The 17,570-nt window shown below is 70.4% G+C and carries 15 protein-coding genes; 12 read left to right on the top strand and 3 right to left on the bottom strand.

All coding sequences use genetic code 11. The features are described 5' to 3' along the window. The first annotated feature begins 144 nt into the window (after positions 1 to 144). From SOM08_RS17405 to SOM08_RS17385, 5 genes are read left to right on the top strand one after another with little or no spacing between them, the layout of a single operon-like run. Complete coding sequence (locus tag SOM08_RS17405) at positions 145 to 777, top strand: DUF3305 domain-containing protein (RefSeq protein ID WP_116960840.1); 633 nt, start codon at positions 145 to 147, stop codon at positions 775 to 777. Position 778: 1 nt separating this feature from the next. Beyond that, entirely contained in the window at positions 779 to 1,402 is a 624-nt protein-coding gene (locus SOM08_RS17400; protein ID WP_322469387.1) for a DUF3306 domain-containing protein, read from the top strand. Then, positions 1,362 to 3,431, top strand: a complete 2,070-nt coding sequence (locus tag SOM08_RS17395; RefSeq protein ID WP_116960842.1) for a 4Fe-4S binding protein — start codon at positions 1,362 to 1,364, stop codon at positions 3,429 to 3,431. The genes SOM08_RS17400 and SOM08_RS17395 overlap by 41 nt, the downstream gene beginning before the upstream one ends. Before the next feature lie 11 nt (positions 3,432 to 3,442). Continuing rightward, positions 3,443 to 4,060, top strand: a complete 618-nt coding sequence (locus SOM08_RS17390) for a TorD/DmsD family molecular chaperone (RefSeq protein WP_070397288.1) — start codon at positions 3,443 to 3,445, stop codon at positions 4,058 to 4,060. 26 nt (positions 4,061 to 4,086) lie between these two features. Then, positions 4,087 to 4,392 carry a DUF1330 domain-containing protein gene (locus tag SOM08_RS17385; RefSeq protein ID WP_116960844.1) on the top strand — a complete coding sequence of 102 codons (306 nt, stop codon included), beginning with the start codon at positions 4,087 to 4,089 and terminating at the stop codon, positions 4,390 to 4,392. Between the two features lie 24 nt (positions 4,393 to 4,416). On the opposite strand, the gene SOM08_RS17380 is transcribed toward SOM08_RS17385, so the two are convergent. From SOM08_RS17380 to SOM08_RS17370, 3 genes are all read right to left on the bottom strand, one after another. Further along, complete coding sequence (locus tag SOM08_RS17380; RefSeq protein ID WP_322469386.1) at positions 4,417 to 6,135, bottom strand: FG-GAP repeat protein; 1,719 nt, start codon at positions 6,133 to 6,135, stop codon at positions 4,417 to 4,419. A gap of 140 nt (positions 6,136 to 6,275) precedes the next feature. After that, complete coding sequence (locus SOM08_RS17375) at positions 6,276 to 8,369, bottom strand: cache domain-containing protein (protein WP_322469385.1); 2,094 nt, start codon at positions 8,367 to 8,369, stop codon at positions 6,276 to 6,278. 118 nt (positions 8,370 to 8,487) lie between these two features. Further along, on the bottom strand, positions 8,488 to 9,861 hold the full coding sequence (locus tag SOM08_RS17370; protein WP_116960847.1) for a sigma-54-dependent transcriptional regulator: 1,374 nt from the start codon (positions 9,859 to 9,861) through the stop codon (positions 8,488 to 8,490). A 473-nt stretch (positions 9,862 to 10,334) separates the two neighbouring features. Between SOM08_RS17370 and SOM08_RS17365 the strand changes: the two genes are divergently transcribed. The 7 genes from SOM08_RS17365 to SOM08_RS17335 all read left to right on the top strand — a co-directional run bounded on the left by SOM08_RS17365 (position 10,335) and on the right by SOM08_RS17335 (position 17,056). Beyond that, complete coding sequence (locus SOM08_RS17365) at positions 10,335 to 10,565, top strand: formate dehydrogenase (protein WP_322469384.1); 231 nt, start codon at positions 10,335 to 10,337, stop codon at positions 10,563 to 10,565. 91 nt (positions 10,566 to 10,656) lie between these two features. Next, positions 10,657 to 13,617, top strand: coding sequence for a formate dehydrogenase subunit alpha (locus SOM08_RS17360; protein WP_116960849.1), 2,961 nt, complete (start codon positions 10,657 to 10,659; stop codon positions 13,615 to 13,617). Between the two features lie 10 nt (positions 13,618 to 13,627). Next, positions 13,628 to 14,230 (top strand): formate dehydrogenase FDH3 subunit beta, encoded by a 603-nt coding sequence (fdh3B, locus tag SOM08_RS17355; protein ID WP_116960850.1) that lies wholly within the window; start codon positions 13,628 to 13,630, stop codon positions 14,228 to 14,230. Continuing rightward, the gene (locus SOM08_RS17350) at positions 14,230 to 14,481 is read left to right on the top strand and encodes a hypothetical protein (protein WP_116960851.1); all 252 of its coding nucleotides are present in this window, start codon (positions 14,230 to 14,232) and stop codon (positions 14,479 to 14,481) included. Before fdh3B ends, SOM08_RS17350 begins: the two co-directional genes overlap by 1 nt. An 11-nt stretch (positions 14,482 to 14,492) precedes the next feature. After that, positions 14,493 to 15,692 (top strand): formate dehydrogenase subunit gamma, encoded by a 1,200-nt coding sequence (locus SOM08_RS17345; protein ID WP_322469383.1) that lies wholly within the window; start codon positions 14,493 to 14,495, stop codon positions 15,690 to 15,692. A gap of 22 nt (positions 15,693 to 15,714) precedes the next feature. Next, entirely contained in the window at positions 15,715 to 16,101 is a 387-nt protein-coding gene (locus SOM08_RS17340) for a hypothetical protein (RefSeq protein WP_322469382.1), read from the top strand. A gap of 97 nt (positions 16,102 to 16,198) precedes the next feature. Next, the gene (locus SOM08_RS17335) at positions 16,199 to 17,056 is read left to right on the top strand and encodes a formate dehydrogenase accessory sulfurtransferase FdhD (protein ID WP_322469381.1); all 858 of its coding nucleotides are present in this window, start codon (positions 16,199 to 16,201) and stop codon (positions 17,054 to 17,056) included. Positions 17,057 to 17,570 lie beyond the last annotated feature (514 nt).

The following is a 17,570-nucleotide window of genomic DNA, read 5'->3' as shown; positions in this document are numbered from 1 at the left end:
CGCGCGCCATCCATACGGCCTAGGCGGTAGTTCTTGCACCCATCAGGGCAAATAAATCCTTCGCCGTGGCGCGGGCAAACCCCGGCGGGGCCCCGGGCATCTCCGGGGGGGAGGCCGACGGATGGCGTACAGTCGTCGTTCCCTATGCATGCTGCCCATACGTCTCCCGTGCCGGCCCGGCATCGCCCCGTGATCGAGGTCGATGTCGTGATGCGCCGCGAGCCCGTGCAGGGGCCCATGGCGCACTGGCAGCCCTGGCGCTGGGTGCTGGCCGATGTGCTGCTGCGCGCCGAGCCCGACGAGGCCGCCCGGCTGGCGCCGGACGAGGCGCACCGGCCGCAGGCGGTCGAGCCCATCGATGCGGGCGCGGTGGCCGACGGCAGCCAGCACTGGCTGCACCCGCGCTTTCGCGTCGAGCTGTTCCGCGACGACGCCGAGGGCTACTTCCTCAACCTCAGCAGCCCCCGGCCCTGTTTCTGGGTCATGTGGCGCGCCGAGGGCGAGGCCCTGGTCGGGGGCGAGCCCCTGGCCGTGCCCCTGATCGTGACCCTGAGTTACCACGACGCCGGCCGCTGGCTGGACGCGCAGGAGCGCGTGGACCAAGTGGCCGCGCCGCCCGAGGTGGTGGACTGGCTGCGCGCTTTCGTCGACGCGACCTACGTGCCCGAGCCGAAGCGGCGCCAGCGGCCCCAGAGCTTTCGGCCGCTGACGGACCGCTTCGGCCAGCCGGTGCGCGTGAGCACGGACAAGCCGCGCGGCGGCAACGGAGGCCATTGAGGTGGCGGACGAGGGCGGCGGCTTCCTCTCGCGCTGGTCGCGGCGCAAGCAGGCGGTGCGCGAGGGCCAGGCGCTGCCGCCCGAGCCGGCGGCCGCGCCGCCGGGCGCGGAGCCGGTGCCCGCGGCCCCGGTCGCATCGGCCCCGTCGGCCGCTTCGCCCGCTTCGGCCCTGCCGCCCGCCGACGCGCCGCGCGACAGCACCCCCTCACCCACGCTGGACGACGTCGCCCGGCTCACTCCCGAGGCCGACTTCAGCCGCTTCGTCGCGCCCGACGTCTCCAGCGAGGTGCGCAACGCCGCCGTGAAGAAGCTCTTCGCCGACCCACACTTCAACGTGATGGACGGCCTGGACGTCTACATCGACGACTACAGCCTGCCCAGCCCGCTGACCAAGGCCGACATGGCCAAGATGGTTGGCGCGCGCTTCCTCAAGCTGGTGGACGACCCGGAAGACGAGAAGGCGCCCGCGCCGGCCAGCGAACCCACACCGAGCGGCGGACCCACCGCCGCCATCCCCGGCGCCTCCCCCGCCGACACGCCCCCCACCCACGATGACCACGCTGATCTGCAACTGCAACCAGACCATGCCCCTGGACCCGAAGGCCCTGGGCGCGGCGCTGGATGAAGACCTGACGACGCACACCACGCTGTGCCGGCGCGATGCGGCCGCGTTCCAGCGCGCCAGCCGCAGCGGCGACGAACTGGTGGTGGCCTGCACGCAGGAAAGCCGCCTGTTCACCGAGCTCTCGCAACAGACCGAGGGCGCGGTGCCGCTGGACGTGCGCCCCATCCGTTTCGTGAACCTGCGCGAGACCGGTGGCTGGGGCCGCGAGGCCAAGGCCGCCACGCCCAAGATGGCCGCGCTGCTGGCGGCCGCGCGCCTGCCCGACCCCGAGCCCGTGCCCACGGTGAGCTACCAGAGCGAAGGCCGTCTGCTCATCGTCGGTCCGCTCGACGCCGCCGAGCGGATCGCCGCGCAACTGGCGGATGCGCTCCAGGTCACCGTGTTCGCGCAAGGCGGGCGGGGCCAGCAGGCGCGTGCCTGGCCGGTGCTGGGCGGGCAACTGGGCGCCATCCAGGGCTGGCTCGGCGCCTTCGAGGTCGAGTGGTCCAGCACCAATCCCATCGACCTGGACCTGTGCACGCGCTGCAACGCCTGCGTGGCCGCCTGTCCCGAAGGCGCGATCGGCCTGGACTACCAGATCGACCTCGACCGCTGCCAGAGCCACCGCGCCTGCGTGCAGGCCTGCGAGGCCGTGGGCGCCATCAACTTCCAGCGCGACGCCGTCCCGCACCGCGATCGCTTCGACCTCGTGCTCGACCTGCGCGACGCGCCCGCGTTCGTTCAGCACGCGCCCCCGCAGGGCTACTTCCACTTGCCCGGCGGCCTGCGCCACGACAAGGGCCTCGAGACCCTGGTCCGACTGCGCGAGATGGTGGGCGAGTTCGAGAAGCCCAAGTTCTTCACTTACAACCACAAGCTCTGCGCGCATGGCCGCAACGAGACCGTGGGTTGCGACGCCTGCATATCGGTCTGCTCGGCGCAGGCCATCCGAAGCGAGGTCGAGCGGCAGCAGATCGCCGTCAACCCCAACCTCTGCGTGGGCTGCGGCGCCTGCACCACCGTCTGCCCCACGGGCGCGCTGGGCTTCGCCTACCCGCGCGCCAGCGAGCAGGGCAACCGGCTGCGCACCGTGCTGTCCACCTACGCCAAGGCCGGTGGGAAAGAGGCGGCCGTGCTGCTGCACAGCCAGACCGCCGGCAGCGAACTCATCGAGGCCCTGGGCCGCGAGGCCGTGCTGCGGCCCAAGGCCATCAAGGGCGTGCCCGCGCGCGTGATTCCGCTGCCCTTGTGGCACACCGCCTCGGTCGGCCTGGATGTGTGGCTCAGCGCTTTCGCCTACGGCGCCTCGCAGGTCTGGGTGCTGATGACGGACGAAGAGGCGCCGCAGTACCGCGAGGCCTTGCGCGAGCAGATGGCGGTGGCCCAGGCCATCGTGAGCGGCCTGGGCTACGCGGGCACGCACTTTCGCCTGATCGAGGCGCGCGACGCGGCCACGCTGGACGTGCAATTGGCCTCGCCGCCGGCGCAGGGCGTGAAGCGCCGCGCGAGCTACGCGGTGCAGCGCGAGAAGCGCGCCACCATGGAACTCGCGCTCGACCACCTGCTGCAGGACAGCGCCGCGCACCCGCGTGCGGTGGACGCCGTGCCCTTGCCCGCGGCCTCGCTGTTCGGCGCGGTGAACGTGAACAAGGACGCCTGCACCCTGTGCCTGAGCTGCGTGAGCGCCTGCCCGGCCAACGCCCTGCTCGACAATGCCGAGCGACCGCAGCTGCGCTTCGTCGAGAAAAACTGCGTGCAGTGCGGCCTGTGCGCCACCACCTGCCCCGAGGACGCCATCACCCTGCAGCCCCGCCTGCTGCTGACCGAGCAGCGCCGCCAGCCGCGCGTGCTCAACGAGGCCCAGCCCTACGCCTGTGTGCGCTGCGGCAAGCCCTTTGGCACGCTCAAGGGCGTGGAGCTGATGCTGGGCAAGCTGGCCGGCCACGCCATGTTCCAGGGCGAGGCGCTGGAGCGCCTCAAGATGTGCGGCGACTGCCGCGTGGTGGACATCTACAGCAACCCGAACGAATCGCGCATCACCGACCACTGAGACACGCCGCCATGATGGAACGCATCCCCGTCTCCTCCACGCTCGACGAAGAAACCGCGCGCGCCGAGGTCTATGGCCTGCTGGCCGCGCTGTACTACGCGCCGCCCGGCGCCGAGCTGCTGAGCCAGCTGCGCGTGGCCGCCACCGAGGCGCCGGCGGCGGGCGCCTTTCTCGAGGAGCCCTGGCGCCAGGTCGTGGCGGCCGCGCGCGAGCGCGACGACGCGGCCATCGCCGACGAGTTCGACGCCTTGTTCGGCGGCGTGGGCAAGCCCGAGGTTCACCTGTTCGGCTCGCACTACCTCAGCGGCTTCCTGAACGAAAAGCCGCTGGCCCAGCTGCGCGGCGACCTGGCCGCGCTGGGCCTGGCGCGCGAAGAGAGCATGCCCGAGACCGAAGACCACGTGGCCTACGTGTTCGAGGTCATGCGCTACCTGATCGCTGGCGACGACGTCGAGGTGGCCAACCTCACGCGCCAGCGCGAGTTTTTCACGAAGCACGTGCAGACCTGGGTGCCGCAGCTGTGTGAGACCATCGCGGCCCAGCCCCGCGCCGGCTTCTATGCCGCGCTCGCGGGCTTCACGCAGGCCTTCATCGGGGTCGAGGCGCAGGGCTTCGACATGCTGGCCTGACCGGTATCACGCACACAGGAGCAGGCATGGCAGGCAAGGGCTATTGGATCGGTCGCGTCGACGTGGACGACCTGGAGCGCTACAAGCTGTACGTGGAGGCCAACGCGGCGCCGTTTCGCGAGTACGGCGCGAAGTTCCTGGTGCGCGGCGGGCGCTTCGAATGCGTGGAGGGCACCAGCCGCTCGCGCAACGTGGTGATCGAGTTCCCCTCGTACGAACAGGCCATGGCCTGTTACCGCTCGCCGGGCTACCAGGCCGCCATCGCGCTGCGCGCGCCGGTGTCGGTGATCGACCTGATCATCATCGAAGGCCACGAAGGCGCGCAGCCCTGAGCGGTCGCGGGCGGCGCTGCCGCCTCAATACAGGTAGACGGCGCCCACGTTCACGCCCGAGGCATCGGCCTGGTCACCGCCCACGCCGGCCGTGGCGTTGCTCGCATAGGGGCAGCTCACCGCCAGGGCCAGACCGTCGCCCGACAGGGCCAGCGCCGCGCCGAACTGGTACACGCTGTATTCGGCCGTGTTCGAGGGCTTGAGGTACGCCTGTTGCCGCCAGCCCGTGGCGCTGTGCGTGAACAGGTAGGCCGCGCCGGTGTCGGGCGCGTTGTCGTTGCCCTGGTCGCCGTTGATGCCCCGTGCGTCGCTGCTCTCGCCGATGGCGCCCACGGCCAGTGCCTGGCCATCGCTGGACAGGGCCAGGGTGCTGCCGAAGCGGTCGTTCGCGCCGGTGTTGGAGGCCTTGATGTAGGCGCGCTGGTTCCAGCCGGCGTTGTCCCGGGCGAAAAGGTACGCCGCGCCGCTGAAGGTGGCGCCCGTGTTGCCTGGGTCGCCGTCGACGCCCGTCGCGGCGCTGCTGTCGTAGGGACTGCCGACCGCCAGGACCTGGCCGTCGGCCGACAAGGCCAGGGCTTCCCCGAACCCCGACGGGAGCAGCGGGTTGGGCGCCGGCAGGAAGGCCTGCAGGCCCCAGGCGACCCCGTCGTGGGCGTAGACATGCACCGACCCGCCGGTGGCGCTGCCACCCATGGGGTCCGGCGACGGGGTGCCCACGGCCAGGGTATGGCCGTCGGCCGACAGGGTGATCCGCCGGCCAAACTGATCGGCGACGTGGTTGGTGGCGGCCTTGAGGTAGGCCTGCTGGCTCCAGGCATTGCCCTGGCGCGCGAAGACATAGGCCGCGCCGCTTTGCGGGTTGTTGTCGTCGTCGGGGGGATTGACGCCGGTGCCGCTGCCGGCTTCCTGGTCCGCCCCCACCGCCAGCACGTCGCCTTGCGCAGACAGCGCGACGCTGCCACCAAAGGCATCGCCGCCGCCGGTGTTCAAGCCCGTGAGGCGTGTCTGCAGGTTCCAGGCGCCGCCCTGGCCCGTGTAGAGGTAGACCGCGCCGCCGTAGTTGGCCGTCTGGCTGTCGTGCGGCGCGCCCACGGCCAGGGTGTCGCCCGCGCTGGACAGGGCCAGGCGGTAGCCGAAGCCGTCGTTCGGCTGGGGGGCCGGGGCCTGCAGCCGGGCCTGCTGGCGCCAGGTGGCGCCGTCGCGCGTGAACACATGGACGGTGCCGCTGGAGCTGTTGAGGGAGTCGCTGCCCGGCGCCCCCACGGCCAGGGTCTGGCCGTCCGCGGACAGCGCCACGCTCTGGCCGAACTGGGCGTCGCTGGCCGGATCGGAGGCCTTCACATAGCCGATGGCCTCCGCCAGTGGCCCGCTGGCGGTGACGGCGGCGGAGTCCACGCACGCCGACGCCTGGCAGGCCTGCAGGAGGTAGCGCGCGTTGATGCGCTCGGGCAGGAACACGGTGCGGTCGACCTGCGTGCTGCCGGCCGGCAGCGTGGCGATCAGGGTGTAGCCCGAGGCGCCGTCGGCGTCTTCGAGCAGCCGGTATTCGCTGGCCCCGGGCACGTCGGCCCAGCTGAAGTGAAAGGTCGTGATGGCGGTGGGCGTGAGTGCCAGGACCGGTGCCGCGAGGGCGGCCGCGGGAGGAAAGGCGACCGTGGCGGAGGACGGCGCACCCCCGCCGTTGCCGCCGCAGGCCGACAACACGGCGGCGAGCGCGAAGGCAGCGGCGCGGACGGCAGGCAACGGGCGGACTTCCATGAACGCTGTGCAGGGGGGACAAGCACAGCGATTGAAGCGGGTGCCTCGTGCGCCTATCCATACCCCCGACGCAGTATTCACAGCGCCGCCGGCCCCGCCCGTGGCCGGTGGGCCGCCGCGTGGCCTCAGCCCGGCGTGGGCCGCCCGTCGTTCGTCGGCGTGGCCGCGGGCGCGCGCGGCTCGGTGAACAGGCGCACGGTGAACACCGCGCCGCTCGCGCCGTCGCCGCGGTTGGCCGCGGTGATGCGCCCGCCGTAGCGCTCCACCAGGCCCTGGCTGATCCACAGGCCCAGGCCGTTGCCGTCGTTCTTGGTGGTGAAGAAGGGGCGGAACAGGCGCTCGCGCGTGGCCTCGCTCAGGCCGGCGCCGCCGTCGATCACCTGCAGCTCGGCGCCGCCCTCCACGTCGCGCGTGACCAGGCGCAGGCGGCCGCCCCGGGGCATGGCCTGGATGGCGTTGATCAGCAGGTTGATGATGACTTGCTGCAGCTCCTGCCGGTTGATGCCCACGCCGTGCGTGGCGCCGCGCTCGCGCTCCACCGCAATGTCGGTCTGCGACAGCAGGTGGCCCACCAGCACGAGGCAGTCGTCCACCGTGCGGTCCAAGGCCAGCGTGTCCACGTAGCCGGCGTATTCGGTGGGCCGCGCGTACTGCAGCAACTGCGTGACGATGATGCGCATGCGCTCGACCTGCTGGTCGAGCAGGCGCAGCTCGCCCTGAACCGGCTCGGTGGCGCGGCCCAGGGTGTCGCGGATGAGGTCCAGGTTGCCCTGCATCACCGCGATGGGGTTGTTGATCTCGTGCGCGATGCTGGCGGTGAGCTGGCCGATGGCGGCCAGCTTCTCGCTCTTGACGAGCTGCTCCTGCGCGAGCCGCAGCGATGCGTTGCTGGCCTGCAGTTCGCGCGTGCGCTCGGCCACCTTGCGGTCGAGCTCGTCGGCCCAGCGCTGCAGGGCCTGGGTTTTCTCGTCGATGGTGTCGAGCAGCTGGTCGAGGTGGCCCGCGAGCGCGCCGAGCTCGTCGCGCGCGGGCAGCGGGCCCACGCGCGCGCCGCCCTGGCCCTGTTCCACGCGCTGCATGGTCAGGTTCATCTGCTGCACCGGCTGGAAGATGCTGCGCGCCCAGCGCAGCGAGAACCAGGCCGAGGCCGCCATCACGCCGCCGAAGATGAGGCCGATGAGCGCCAGCATGGCGTAGCGCACCAGCCGAAAGGGGGCCTCGGTGAAGCCCACGTAGAGCATGCCCACGCGCGCGCCGCTGGCGTCGGCCAGGGGCTCGTAGGCCGAGACGTACCAGTCGTTCACCACGAAGGCCAGGTCCAGCCAGGTGTGGCCTTCGCCGAGCACGGCGCCGCGCACCGCCTGCGACACGCGGGTGCCGATGGCCCGCCGGTCCTGGAACAGGCGCACGTTGGTGGTGATGCGCACGTCGTCGAGGAACAGCGTGGCCGTGCCCTGGCTGTCGAAGGGCAGGGAGCCGGCGGGGTAGACGATGCGGTTGATGTGGTCGATGAAATCCAGGTTCTGGTTCAGCAGCAGGCCGCCGCTGAGCAGGCCCAGGCGCCGGCCCTGCGCGTCGACCACGGGCAGCGTGGCCTGCGCGACCATGGCGCGGTCTTCGGCGCTGCGCTGCGTGGGCGTGGCGTTGCGCGTGGGCACCAGGGGGATGTCCAGCCGCGACATCAGGTGCGGCGCCAGGGCGTGCAGCGAGGCGCGGTCGAGCACCAGCAGGCTGGCCTTGGCGCGGTCGCGCCGGGCCTGGATGGACCCACCCAGCGCGGGCGGCTGCGGCAGCAGGCCGGCGCGCTGGTCCTGCAGGCTCAGGCCGGGCGGCGCACCGCGTGCCAGCGGCAGGCCGTCATTGCCGTACAGCACGAGGAAGTCGAGCCCCAGGCGCTCGCGCTCGGTGGCCAGGTGCGCGGCGAGCGCGGCCAGTGCGTCGGGCGTGCCGGGGGCCAGCCCGTCGGCCAGCGCGCGCGAATCGGCCACGCCCTGGGTGCCCGATCCGATCTCGATCAGCACCTGGTCGAAGTAGCCCCGCGCCACCGCCAGGTCGCTGCGCACCTTGGTGATGAGCAGGCGGTCGTAGGCCTGGTCGCTCCACACCGCCAGCGCCAGCACCAGCAGCGGAAAGGCCACCAGCAGCGGCAGCAGCGCCATGGCCAGCAGCTTGTTGCGCACCGAGCCCGCGAGCCAGCGCGGCGCGCGCCAGAGCGTCATGCCGACGCCTCCTGCGTTCGCCCGGGCCTGGCCCCGTGGCGCCGTGGAACCGGCTGTGCCGTGCCGCCGGCGCCGCCCCCCTTGGCGGGGCGCGCGAGGCGCGGCGGGGGTGTTGTCTCTAGTTCGCCCATTCGGCCACGCGCCGCTCCAGGGTGCGGCGCGACACGCCCAGCAACTGCGCGGCGCGCGTCTTGTCGCCCTGCACCGAGTCGAGCACGGAGAGGATGTGCATCTTCTCCAGCGTGTGCAGGTCGGTGGGGCGCTCGGCCGCCGGCGCCTCGGGTGCGCCGGGGTAGAGCGCCGACACGTTGAGCGTGCCGAGGATGAGCGAGCGCTCGATCAGGTTGCGCAGCTCGCGCACGTTGCCGGGCCAGTCGTACTGCTGCAGGAAGGCCATCTCGGCCTCGCTGATGCGCAGCGGCTCGGCGCCCAGCGTGGGCGCCAGCTGGCCCATGAAGTGCGCCACCAGCGCGGGGATGTCGGCCTTGTGCTCGCGCAGCGGCGGCAGCGCGAGCTCCACCACCTGCAGGCGGAAGTACAGGTCCTTGCGGAAGCGGCCGGCCGCGACCTCGGCGCTGAGCTGGCGGTTGGTGGCGGCGACGATGCGCAGGTTGAGCGGCACCAGCTGCTCGCTGCCCACGGGGCGCACCCGCAGGTCCTCGATGGCGCGCAGCAGCGTGGCCTGGATGGACAGCGGCAGTTCCGCGATCTCGTCGAGAAAGAGGGTGCCGCCCTGGGCGTAATGGAAGAGGCCGTCGCGCGCGCGCGTGGCGCCGGGAAAGGCGCCCTTGGCGTGGCCGAAGAGCTCGCTGGCGATGAGCTCGGGCGAGACGGCCGCGCAGTTGACGGGCACGAAGGGGCCGGCGGCGCGCGCGCCCCGCGCGTGCAGCTCGCGCGCGACCAGTTCCTTGCCGGTGCCCGATTCGCCCTGCAGCAACACGGTGCTGTCCACGCCGGCCACGCGGTCGAGGGAATCGCGCAGGGCCGCCATGGACGGCGAGTCGCCCACCAGCGCCGCGCGGTGCACGGTGGCGGGGCCCATGGCGCGGCGCAGCACGAAGTTCTCGCGCCGCAGGCGCGAGCGCTCGTGGCACTGCTTGATGGCGTTGAGGATCTGCGGAACGCGGAAGGGCTTGAGGATGAAGTCGGAGGCGCCGGCGCGCAGCGCCTCGATGGCGGTGTCGAGGTCGGCGAAGGCGGTGATGAGGATGACCTCGCCGGTGTAGCCCTGTTCGCGCAGTTCCTTGAGCCATTCGACGCCGCTCTTGCCGGGCAGGGAGATGTCGAGCACCACGAGGTCCACGTGGTGGCCGCGCAGCCACTCGGCGCCTTCTTCGGCGCTGGTGGCGCTCATGACGAAATGGCAGCGCGGGGCGAGCGTCTTGACGAGGAAGTTGAGCATGCCCTGTTCGTCGTCGACGACCAGGATGGACCAGTTGGGCCAACCGTCCAGGGTGCGCTCGGGGCTTGTCGGGGGGGTGATCGTCTCCACCGGTCGATTCTATGAAGCGGGCGTGGGCGCACCGCTGCGCGGCCTGGCGCGGGACCTCGATGGCCCACGCGCCCAAGGCCTTGGAGCCTGATCGAATCACTCGGGCATTGGCGCCCTTGGCCCGGTGAGGACCGGTGCTTGGCGTGCGACAAGTTGTCGCGCTCGTTGGACAACATGGCGCAAGCCAGACGCCGGGTGGTCCTAAGTTCTGCGGGTTTGCCCGCGCTTTGGGCGGTTGAGCGGGCCTGTGTGGGCCGACGTTGCGAGTGGTTCTCATCGATGGTGGTTGGCATGCTTATCGCTAAGCGCGGCGCCGCCGCCGGTGGTCCGCCTCGGCGCCTGCGCGAGGGGGCCGTGCCTTGGCCAGAGCGCTCATGCACAAGCTTGCATACCCCCAGGGGGCGAAGTAGATTCGACCTTATGCAAGGAGCCCACACGTCTGGTGTGCGGGCCCTGCACACCTGGAGACATGCATGAAAGAGTCTTCCCGCTCCGGCCCGGCCGAGGGCCGTTCGCGCCTGAGCCGGCGCACCCTGTTCGCGGGTGCTGGCACAGCCGGTGCCGTGGCCGCCGTGGCCAGCGTGATGCCCGTGGCCCAAGCCCCCGAGAGCGCCGCCTCCGAGCCCAAGCCCGCGCCCGAGCGCGGCGGAGGCTACACGCTCAGCGAGCACGTCAAGCACTACTACCGCACCACGCGCCTCTGATCCGGCGCGCGAGAAACAGAGCCTCCCCACGAACGTCCCGTCCGCCGCCCACCCGCCCCACGGCATCCCGCGGCGCCCCAGGAGACACACCATGCTGCTGACCAAGAAATCCCCCTCCGCCGCCGGCCGTGGCACGCCGGCGCACGCCACCTTCGTGAACGCCCTGCAGCGAGGCCTGTCGTCCGCGCTGCCCACCATGGACCGCCGCGCCTTTCTGCGCCGCTCCGGTCTCGGGGTGGGCGTGGGCCTGGCCGCTTCGCAGCTCACCCTGGTGAAGAAGGCCAAGGCCGCCTCGGGCGGCTCGATCGACGGCACCGGCAAGATCGAGGTGCGCCGCACGGTGTGCACGCACTGCTCGGTGGGCTGCGCCAGCGACGCCATCGTGGAGAACGGCGTCTGGGTGCGCCAGGAGCCGGTGTTCGACTCGCCGATCAACCTGGGCGCGCACTGCGCCAAAGGCGCCTCGCTGCGCGAGCACGGCCACGGCGAGTACCGCCTGCGCTACCCGATGAAGCTGGTCAACGGCAAGTACCAGCGCATCACCTGGGACGAAGCCTACGACGGCATCGTCAAGAAGATGAAGGCCCTGCGCGAGGCCAGCGGCCCCGATTCGGTGTACTTCGTCGGCTCGTCCAAGCACAGCAACGAGCAGGCCTATCTGATGCGCAAGTTCGTGAGCTTCTGGGGCACGAACAACTGCGACCACCAGGCCCGCATCTGCCACTCCACCACGGTCGCCGGCGTGGCGAACACCTGGGGCTACGGCGCGATGACCAACTCGTACAACGACATGCAGAACAGCAAGTGCGCGTTGTACATCGGCTCCAACGCGGCCGAGGCGCACCCGGTCTCCATGCTGCACATGCTGCATGCCAAGGAGAACGGCTGCAAGATGATCGTGGTCGACCCGCGCTTCACGCGCACCGCGGCCAAGGCCGACGAGTACGTGCGCATCCGCTCGGGCACCGACATCCCCTTCCTCTTCGGCCTGCTGTACCACATCTTCAAGAACGGCTGGGAAGACAAGCGCTACATCAACGACCGTGTCTTTGGCATGGAGGCGGTGAAGGCCGACGTGATGGCCAAGTGGACGCCCGACAAGGTGGAAGAGGCCTGCGGCGTCAAGGAAGAACAGATGGCGCGCGTGGCCGAGATGATGGCCAAGAACCGCCCGTCGACGCTGGTGTGGTGCATGGGCCAGACGCAGCACTCCATTGGCAACGCCATGGTGCGCGCCTCGTGCATCGTGCAGCTGGCCCTGGGCAACATCGGCGTGAGCGGCGGCGGCGCGAACATCTTCCGCGGCCACGACAACGTGCAGGGCGCCACCGACGTGGGCCCCAACCCCGACTCGCTGCCGGGCTACTACGGCGTGGCGGCGGGCTCGTGGAAGCACTTCGCCAACGCCTGGGGCGTGGACTACGACTGGATCAAGTCGCAGTACGCCGAGGGCATGATGGAGAAGCCCGGCATCACCGTCTCGCGCTGGATCGACGGCGTGCTGGAGAAGAACGAGCTGATCGACCAGGGTCCGAACCTGCGCGGCGTGTTCTTCTGGGGCCACGCACCGAACTCGCAAACGCGCGGCCTGGAGATGAAGAAGGCCATGGACGCGCTGGACCTGCTGGTGGTGATCGACCCGTACCCGTCGGCCACCGCGTCGATGGCGGCCATGCCGAGCGACAAGATCAACCCCGAGCGCGAGGTCTATCTGCTGCCCGCGGCCACGCAGTTCGAGACCAGCGGCTCGTGCACCGCGTCCAACCGCTCCATCCAGTGGCGCGAGAAGGTGATCGACCCGCTGTGGGAGAGCCGCAGTGACCACATGATCATGCATGAGCTGGCGCAGAAGCTGGGCTTCGCGGAGCAGCTCTCCAAGAACTACAAGATGCAGAAGATCAAGGGCCGCGAGGAGCCGATGCCCGAGGACATCCTGCGCGAGATCAACCGCTCCGTCTGGACCATCGGCTACACCGGCCAGAGCCCGGAGCGGCTGAAGGCCCACATGCGCCACATGGACGCCTTCGACGTGAAGACGCTCAAGGCCAAGGGCAAGGTGGTCGACAAGGAGACCGGCTACGACCTGTCGGGCGATTACTTCGGCCTGCCCTGGCCCTGCTTCGGCACGCCCGAGATCAAGCACCCCGGCTCACCCAACCTGTACGACACCTCCAAGCACGTCATGGACGGCGGCGGCAACTTCCGCGCCAACTTCGGCGTGGAGCGCGACGGCGTGAACCTGCTGGCCGAAGACGGTTCGCACTCGCGTGGCGCCGAGATCACCACCGGCTACCCCGAGTTCGACCACGTGCTGCTCAAGAAGCTGGGCTGGTGGGACGACCTCACCGACGACGAGAAGAAGAAGGCCGAGGGCAAGAACTGGAAGACCGATCCCTCGGGCGGCATCCAGCGCGTGTGCATGAAGCACGGTTGCCACCCCTTCGGCAACGCCAAGGCGCGCGCGGTGGTGTGGAACTTCCCGGACGCGATCCCGCAGCACCGCGAGCCCATCTACGGCACGCGCCCGGACCTCATCGCCAAGTACCCCAGCCACGACGACCAGAAGAACCGCTGGCGCCTGCCCATCCTCTACAAGTCGCTGCAGGCGAAGAACGTCGAAGACAAGCTGCCGGAGAAATTCCCGCTCATCATGTCCTCGGGCCGCTTGGTGGAGTACGAGGGCGGCGGCGAGGAGACGCGCTCCAACCCCTGGCTGGCCGAACTGCAGCAGAACATGTTCGTGGAGATCAACCCGGCGGCGGCCACGCAGCGCGGCATCCGCCAGGGCGAGCAGGTCTGGGTGAGCACGCCCACCGGCGCGCGCATCAAGGTGATGGCGCTGGTGACCGAGCGCGTGGCGCCCGACACGGTGTGGCTGCCCTTCCACTTCTCGGGCCACTGGCAGGGCACCGACATGAAGCCCTACTACCCCGATGGCGCTTTCCCCGTGGTGCGCGGCGAGGCGGTCAACACGGCCACCACCTACGGCTACGACATCGTGACGATGATGCAGGAAACCAAGACCACGATCTGCAACGTCGAGAAGGCTTGAGGAGAACACCATGGCACGAATGAAATTCATCTGTGACGCCGAGCGCTGCATCGAATGCAACGGCTGCGTCACCGCCTGCAAGAACGAACACGAGGTGCCCTGGGGCGTGAACCGCCGCCGCGTCATCACCCTCAACGACGGTGTGCCCGGCGAGAAGTCGATTTCGGTGGCTTGCATGCACTGCAGCGACGCGCCCTGCATGGCGGTCTGCCCGGTGAACTGCTTCTACCGCACCGACGAGGGCGTGGTGCTGCACGACAAGGACGTCTGCATCGGCTGCGGCTACTGCTCCTACGCCTGCCCCTTCGGCGCGCCGCAGTTCCCCTCGCAGGGCACCTTCGGCGTGCGCGGCAAGATGGACAAGTGCACCTTCTGCGCCGGCGGCCCCGAGGCCCACGGCAGCCAGGCCGAGTTCGAGAAGTACGGCCGCAACCGCCTGGCCGAGGGCAAGCTGCCGGCCTGCGCCGAGATGTGCTCCACCAAGGCCCTGCTGGCCGGCGACGGCGACACCGTGGCCGACATCTTCCGCACCCGCGTGATCACGCGCGGCAAGGGCGCGGAGGTCTGGGGCTGGGGCACGGCGTACGGCACCGCGGAAGGGAAAAAATCGTGATGAAACGCCTGACCCTCACCTCCCTTGCGATCGCGGCCCTGCTGGGCCTGGCGGCCTGCGGCGAGAAGCCGCAGGAGATGGGCGCCAACGGCGTGAAGCAGGACAACGCGGCCTACAGCGGCGTTGGCCAAAGCCAGTACGCGCAATCGGGCTGGAAGGCCGGCGACAAGGGCAGCTGGGAGCAGCAGCTCAAGGCGCGCGCCCAGTACGGCCAGAACGACTACGTGCGCATCGGCGCGCAGCAGAAGTAAAGGCGACGGCCATGCACAAGCAAGCAACCCCTCGCTGGCGGGCCGGGCTCGCGGCGCTGCTGCTGGGTCTGGGCGCGGCCTCGGCCTGGGCCCAGGCGCCCAAGGCGGTGCCGGACGATCCCGCGCCAGCGGCCCAGCAGGCGGCGCCCGCGGGGCAGGGCGGCATCAAGAGCCAGAACATCTTCGATATCCGCCCCGACGCCGACACCGACCCGAACTACGCCAGCCAGAGCAACGCCGAGCGGCGCAAGGTGCAGCCCGGCAACAACGCGCCCATGTGGCACGACGTGAGCAAGGGCGTGACCGGCCAGACCATGCTGCCGTACCCCGAGTACGGCAACCTGATCCAGGGCTTCGTGCAGTACCCCGGCTCCAAGCTGACCACCGCCGGCGAGGCCTGGCGCCAGGTGCGCAACAACTGGATCATTCCCTATGGCGGTTCGCTGCTGCTGATCGTGCTGGTGGCGATCGCGCTGTTCTACCTCGCCAAGGGCTCGATCAAGCTGCACGGCCCGGAGACCGGCCGCAAGATCGAGCGCTTCACGTACTTCGAGCGCGCGGCGCACTGGGTCAACGCGATCGCCTTCGTCGCGCTGGCTGTCTCCGGCATCGTCATGGCCTTCGGCAAGTTCTTCCTGCTGCCCGTCATCGGCAGCACGCTGTTCGGCTGGCTTACCTACGCGCTGAAGAACCTGCACAACTTCGTCGGCCCGCTGTTCGCGGTGTCGCTGGTGGTGGTGATCTTCACTTTCATCAAGGACAACCTGCCGGCCAAGGGTGACCTGGTCTGGCTGCTCAAGGGCGGCGGCCTGCTCAGCGGCAAGGAGGTTCCCTCGCACCGCTTCAACGCGGGCGAGAAAGTGGTGTTCTGGGCCGGCGTGTTCTTCTTCGGCCTGATCGTGGTGGGCTCCGGCCTGTTCCTGGACAAGCTGCTGCCGGCGGTGGAGTTCACGCGCGCCAACATGCAGGTGGCCCACATGATCCACGCCACGGCCGCGGCGCTGATGATGGCGCTGTTCCTGGGCCACATCTACCTGGGCACCATCGGCATGAAGGGCGCCTACGCGGCGATGAAGACCGGCTACGTCGACGAGACCTGGGCCAAGGAACACCACGCCCTGTGGCACGACGACATCAAGGCCGGCAAGATCCCGGCGCAGCGCTCGGCCAACCCGTCGCAGCCCGCGTCCGGCCAGCCGGCGAAAGCCTGAGCGTTTTCAGGAGACAGACCGCATGAGCATCCGCAAGATCGCCTTCGCCGTGGGCCTGCTGGCCGCGGCCACCCTGGCCCAGGCCAAGCTGCCGGCACCGCCGCCGCTCACGCCCGAGGCCGCCGCCAAGGCCGATGAGGCCAAGGCCAAGGCCGCGTACAACACCAAGGTCGACGCCTACAAGCTGTGCAAGGCCATGGACAAGGCGGCGGCCAACTACTTCAAGACCACCGCGGGCGCGGGCAAGCAGCCCTCGGCGGGCGCGCCGGCCTGCACGGACCCGGGCCCCTTCTCCTACGTGCCGCCCAAGCCGGCCGAAGCGGCGGGCGCGCACTCGCCCGCGGCACCGGCGACCAGCCCGCCCAGCAACCAGGCGCCGGCCGGCGCGCCCACGCCCAAGAAGCCGTAAGCGCCGCGCGCCGCCGCCGGCCCCCATGCCCCCGCGCGGGGCAGCGCCAAAGGCCGCACCCCCGGGTGCCGGCCTTTTTCTTTAGTAGTCTCGCCCCATGCGCCTGCCCCAACTGACCGAGGCCCGTGCCCCGCTGACCGAGTCCATCGACGCGCTGGACGAGTTCGGCCAGCCCCGCGCCATCCACATCCCCGCCGAGCGCGACCTCACGGTCTACGTCGACAAGCGCGAGCTGGTCACGCTCATGACCCTGGGCGCGCGGCCCGAGTGGCTGACCCTGGGCTACCTGATCAACCAGCGGCTTATCGCCTCGGTGGACGACATACAGTCCATCACCGTCGACTGGGAGGTGAACGCCGCGAGCGTGAAGACCCGCCACGGCATCGAGCGCATTGAAGAGCGCACGGCCAAGCGCGTGGTCACCACCGGCTGCGGCCAGGGCAGCGTGTTCGGCGGACTCATGGACGACCTGGACCGCATCCGGCTGCCCGAGGGCGTGCTGCGCCAGTCGCAGGTCTACGCCATCGTGGACGCGATCCGCCTGAAGGAGAGCACCTACAAGTCGGCCGGCTCGGTGCACGCCTGCGCGCTGTTCCGCGGCACCGAGCTGGCGCTGTTCGTGGAAGACGTGGGCCGGCACAACGCGGTGGACACCATCGCTGGCTGGCTCGCCCTGCAAGACGATGCCCCACGCGACGTGGGCGAGACGCTGGACAAGGTCTTCTACACCACCGGCCGCCTGACCAGCGAGATGGTCATCAAGAGCGCCCAGATGGGTGTGGCGGCGGTCATCTCGCGCAGCGGCATCACGCAGATGGGCCTGCAGGTGGCGCGCCGCGTGGGCCTGTGCGCGGTGGGCCGGGCCACCAACAAGCACTTCCTGTGCTACGCCAACCCCGAGCGGCTGGTGTACGACGCGGTGCCGGCGGCGGTGCCGCAGGCCGTGCGCGGCTGACCCAGGCTGTCGCCTGGCCTGGGCGGTTCACGCCCTAACACATCGGCCAGGTCGCATACGGCGGCCCGTACCCGCTGGGCTGACGCGCGTATCGTCGGCCCGCTGGTCTTGTGGGCGAACGACCGGGATCGGGTGCACTGGCGAACCGAGCGGCGGCTCATGGCAAACGACGATAGACCGCGCAAGGGTTCGCCGTTACCAATCCGTCACGTCCGGTGGAAGGCAACAGGTCTTTCAACTGCGACCGACAGGGAGGGGAAATGCATAGATGCATGGCGCGACGCCATGGAGCGCACTTGCGCAGGCCTATCGGTGGGCGCTCAAGCCAAGCAAACCGTTGGTGGTTGTGGGGCGCGCGCATGCGCTGCCGCAGATGAACGGCTCGGGGGTGGTGCGCAACTCGCGGGCGGCGATGAGCTAGGCGGGCGCGCAGGCCGATGAGCTGGAGGCGGCGGTGGCGGTGTTCTCGGCGACCACGACGCGGGATGCCCAGCGGGCAGGAAGGGCCTTCCGC

The sequence above is a fragment of the Hydrogenophaga sp. SNF1 genome, assembly GCF_034421675.1.
Taxonomy (GTDB): domain Bacteria; phylum Pseudomonadota; class Gammaproteobacteria; order Burkholderiales; family Burkholderiaceae_C; genus Hydrogenophaga; species Hydrogenophaga borbori.
The sequence above is the reverse complement of the archived record's forward strand: the minus strand, read 5'-3'. Positions and strand labels throughout refer to the sequence as shown.

Excerpts from the sequence above, each read along its gene's own strand:
- SOM08_RS17360 (WP_116960849.1), top strand. The coding sequence starts at position 10,657 with ATGCTGCTGACCAAGAAATCCCCCTCCGCCGCCGGCCGTGGCACGCCG.
- SOM08_RS17365 (WP_322469384.1), top strand. The coding sequence starts at position 10,335 with ATGAAAGAGTCTTCCCGCTCCGGCCCGGCCGAGGGCCGTTCGCGCCTG.
- fdh3B (WP_116960850.1), top strand. The coding sequence starts at position 13,628 with ATGGCACGAATGAAATTCATCTGTGACGCCGAGCGCTGCATCGAATGC.
- SOM08_RS17390 (WP_070397288.1), top strand. The coding sequence starts at position 3,443 with ATGATGGAACGCATCCCCGTCTCCTCCACGCTCGACGAAGAAACCGCG.
- SOM08_RS17385 (WP_116960844.1), top strand. The coding sequence starts at position 4,087 with ATGGCAGGCAAGGGCTATTGGATCGGTCGCGTCGACGTGGACGACCTG.
- SOM08_RS17350 (WP_116960851.1), top strand. The coding sequence starts at position 14,230 with ATGAAACGCCTGACCCTCACCTCCCTTGCGATCGCGGCCCTGCTGGGC.
- SOM08_RS17375 (WP_322469385.1), bottom strand. The coding sequence starts at position 8,369 with ATGACGCTCTGGCGCGCGCCGCGCTGGCTCGCGGGCTCGGTGCGCAAC.
- SOM08_RS17335 (WP_322469381.1), top strand. The coding sequence starts at position 16,199 with ATGCGCCTGCCCCAACTGACCGAGGCCCGTGCCCCGCTGACCGAGTCC.
- SOM08_RS17340 (WP_322469382.1), top strand. The coding sequence starts at position 15,715 with ATGAGCATCCGCAAGATCGCCTTCGCCGTGGGCCTGCTGGCCGCGGCC.
- SOM08_RS17395 (WP_116960842.1), top strand. The coding sequence starts at position 1,362 with ATGCCCCTGGACCCGAAGGCCCTGGGCGCGGCGCTGGATGAAGACCTG.
- SOM08_RS17345 (WP_322469383.1), top strand. The coding sequence starts at position 14,493 with ATGCACAAGCAAGCAACCCCTCGCTGGCGGGCCGGGCTCGCGGCGCTG.
- SOM08_RS17405 (WP_116960840.1), top strand. The coding sequence starts at position 145 with ATGCATGCTGCCCATACGTCTCCCGTGCCGGCCCGGCATCGCCCCGTG.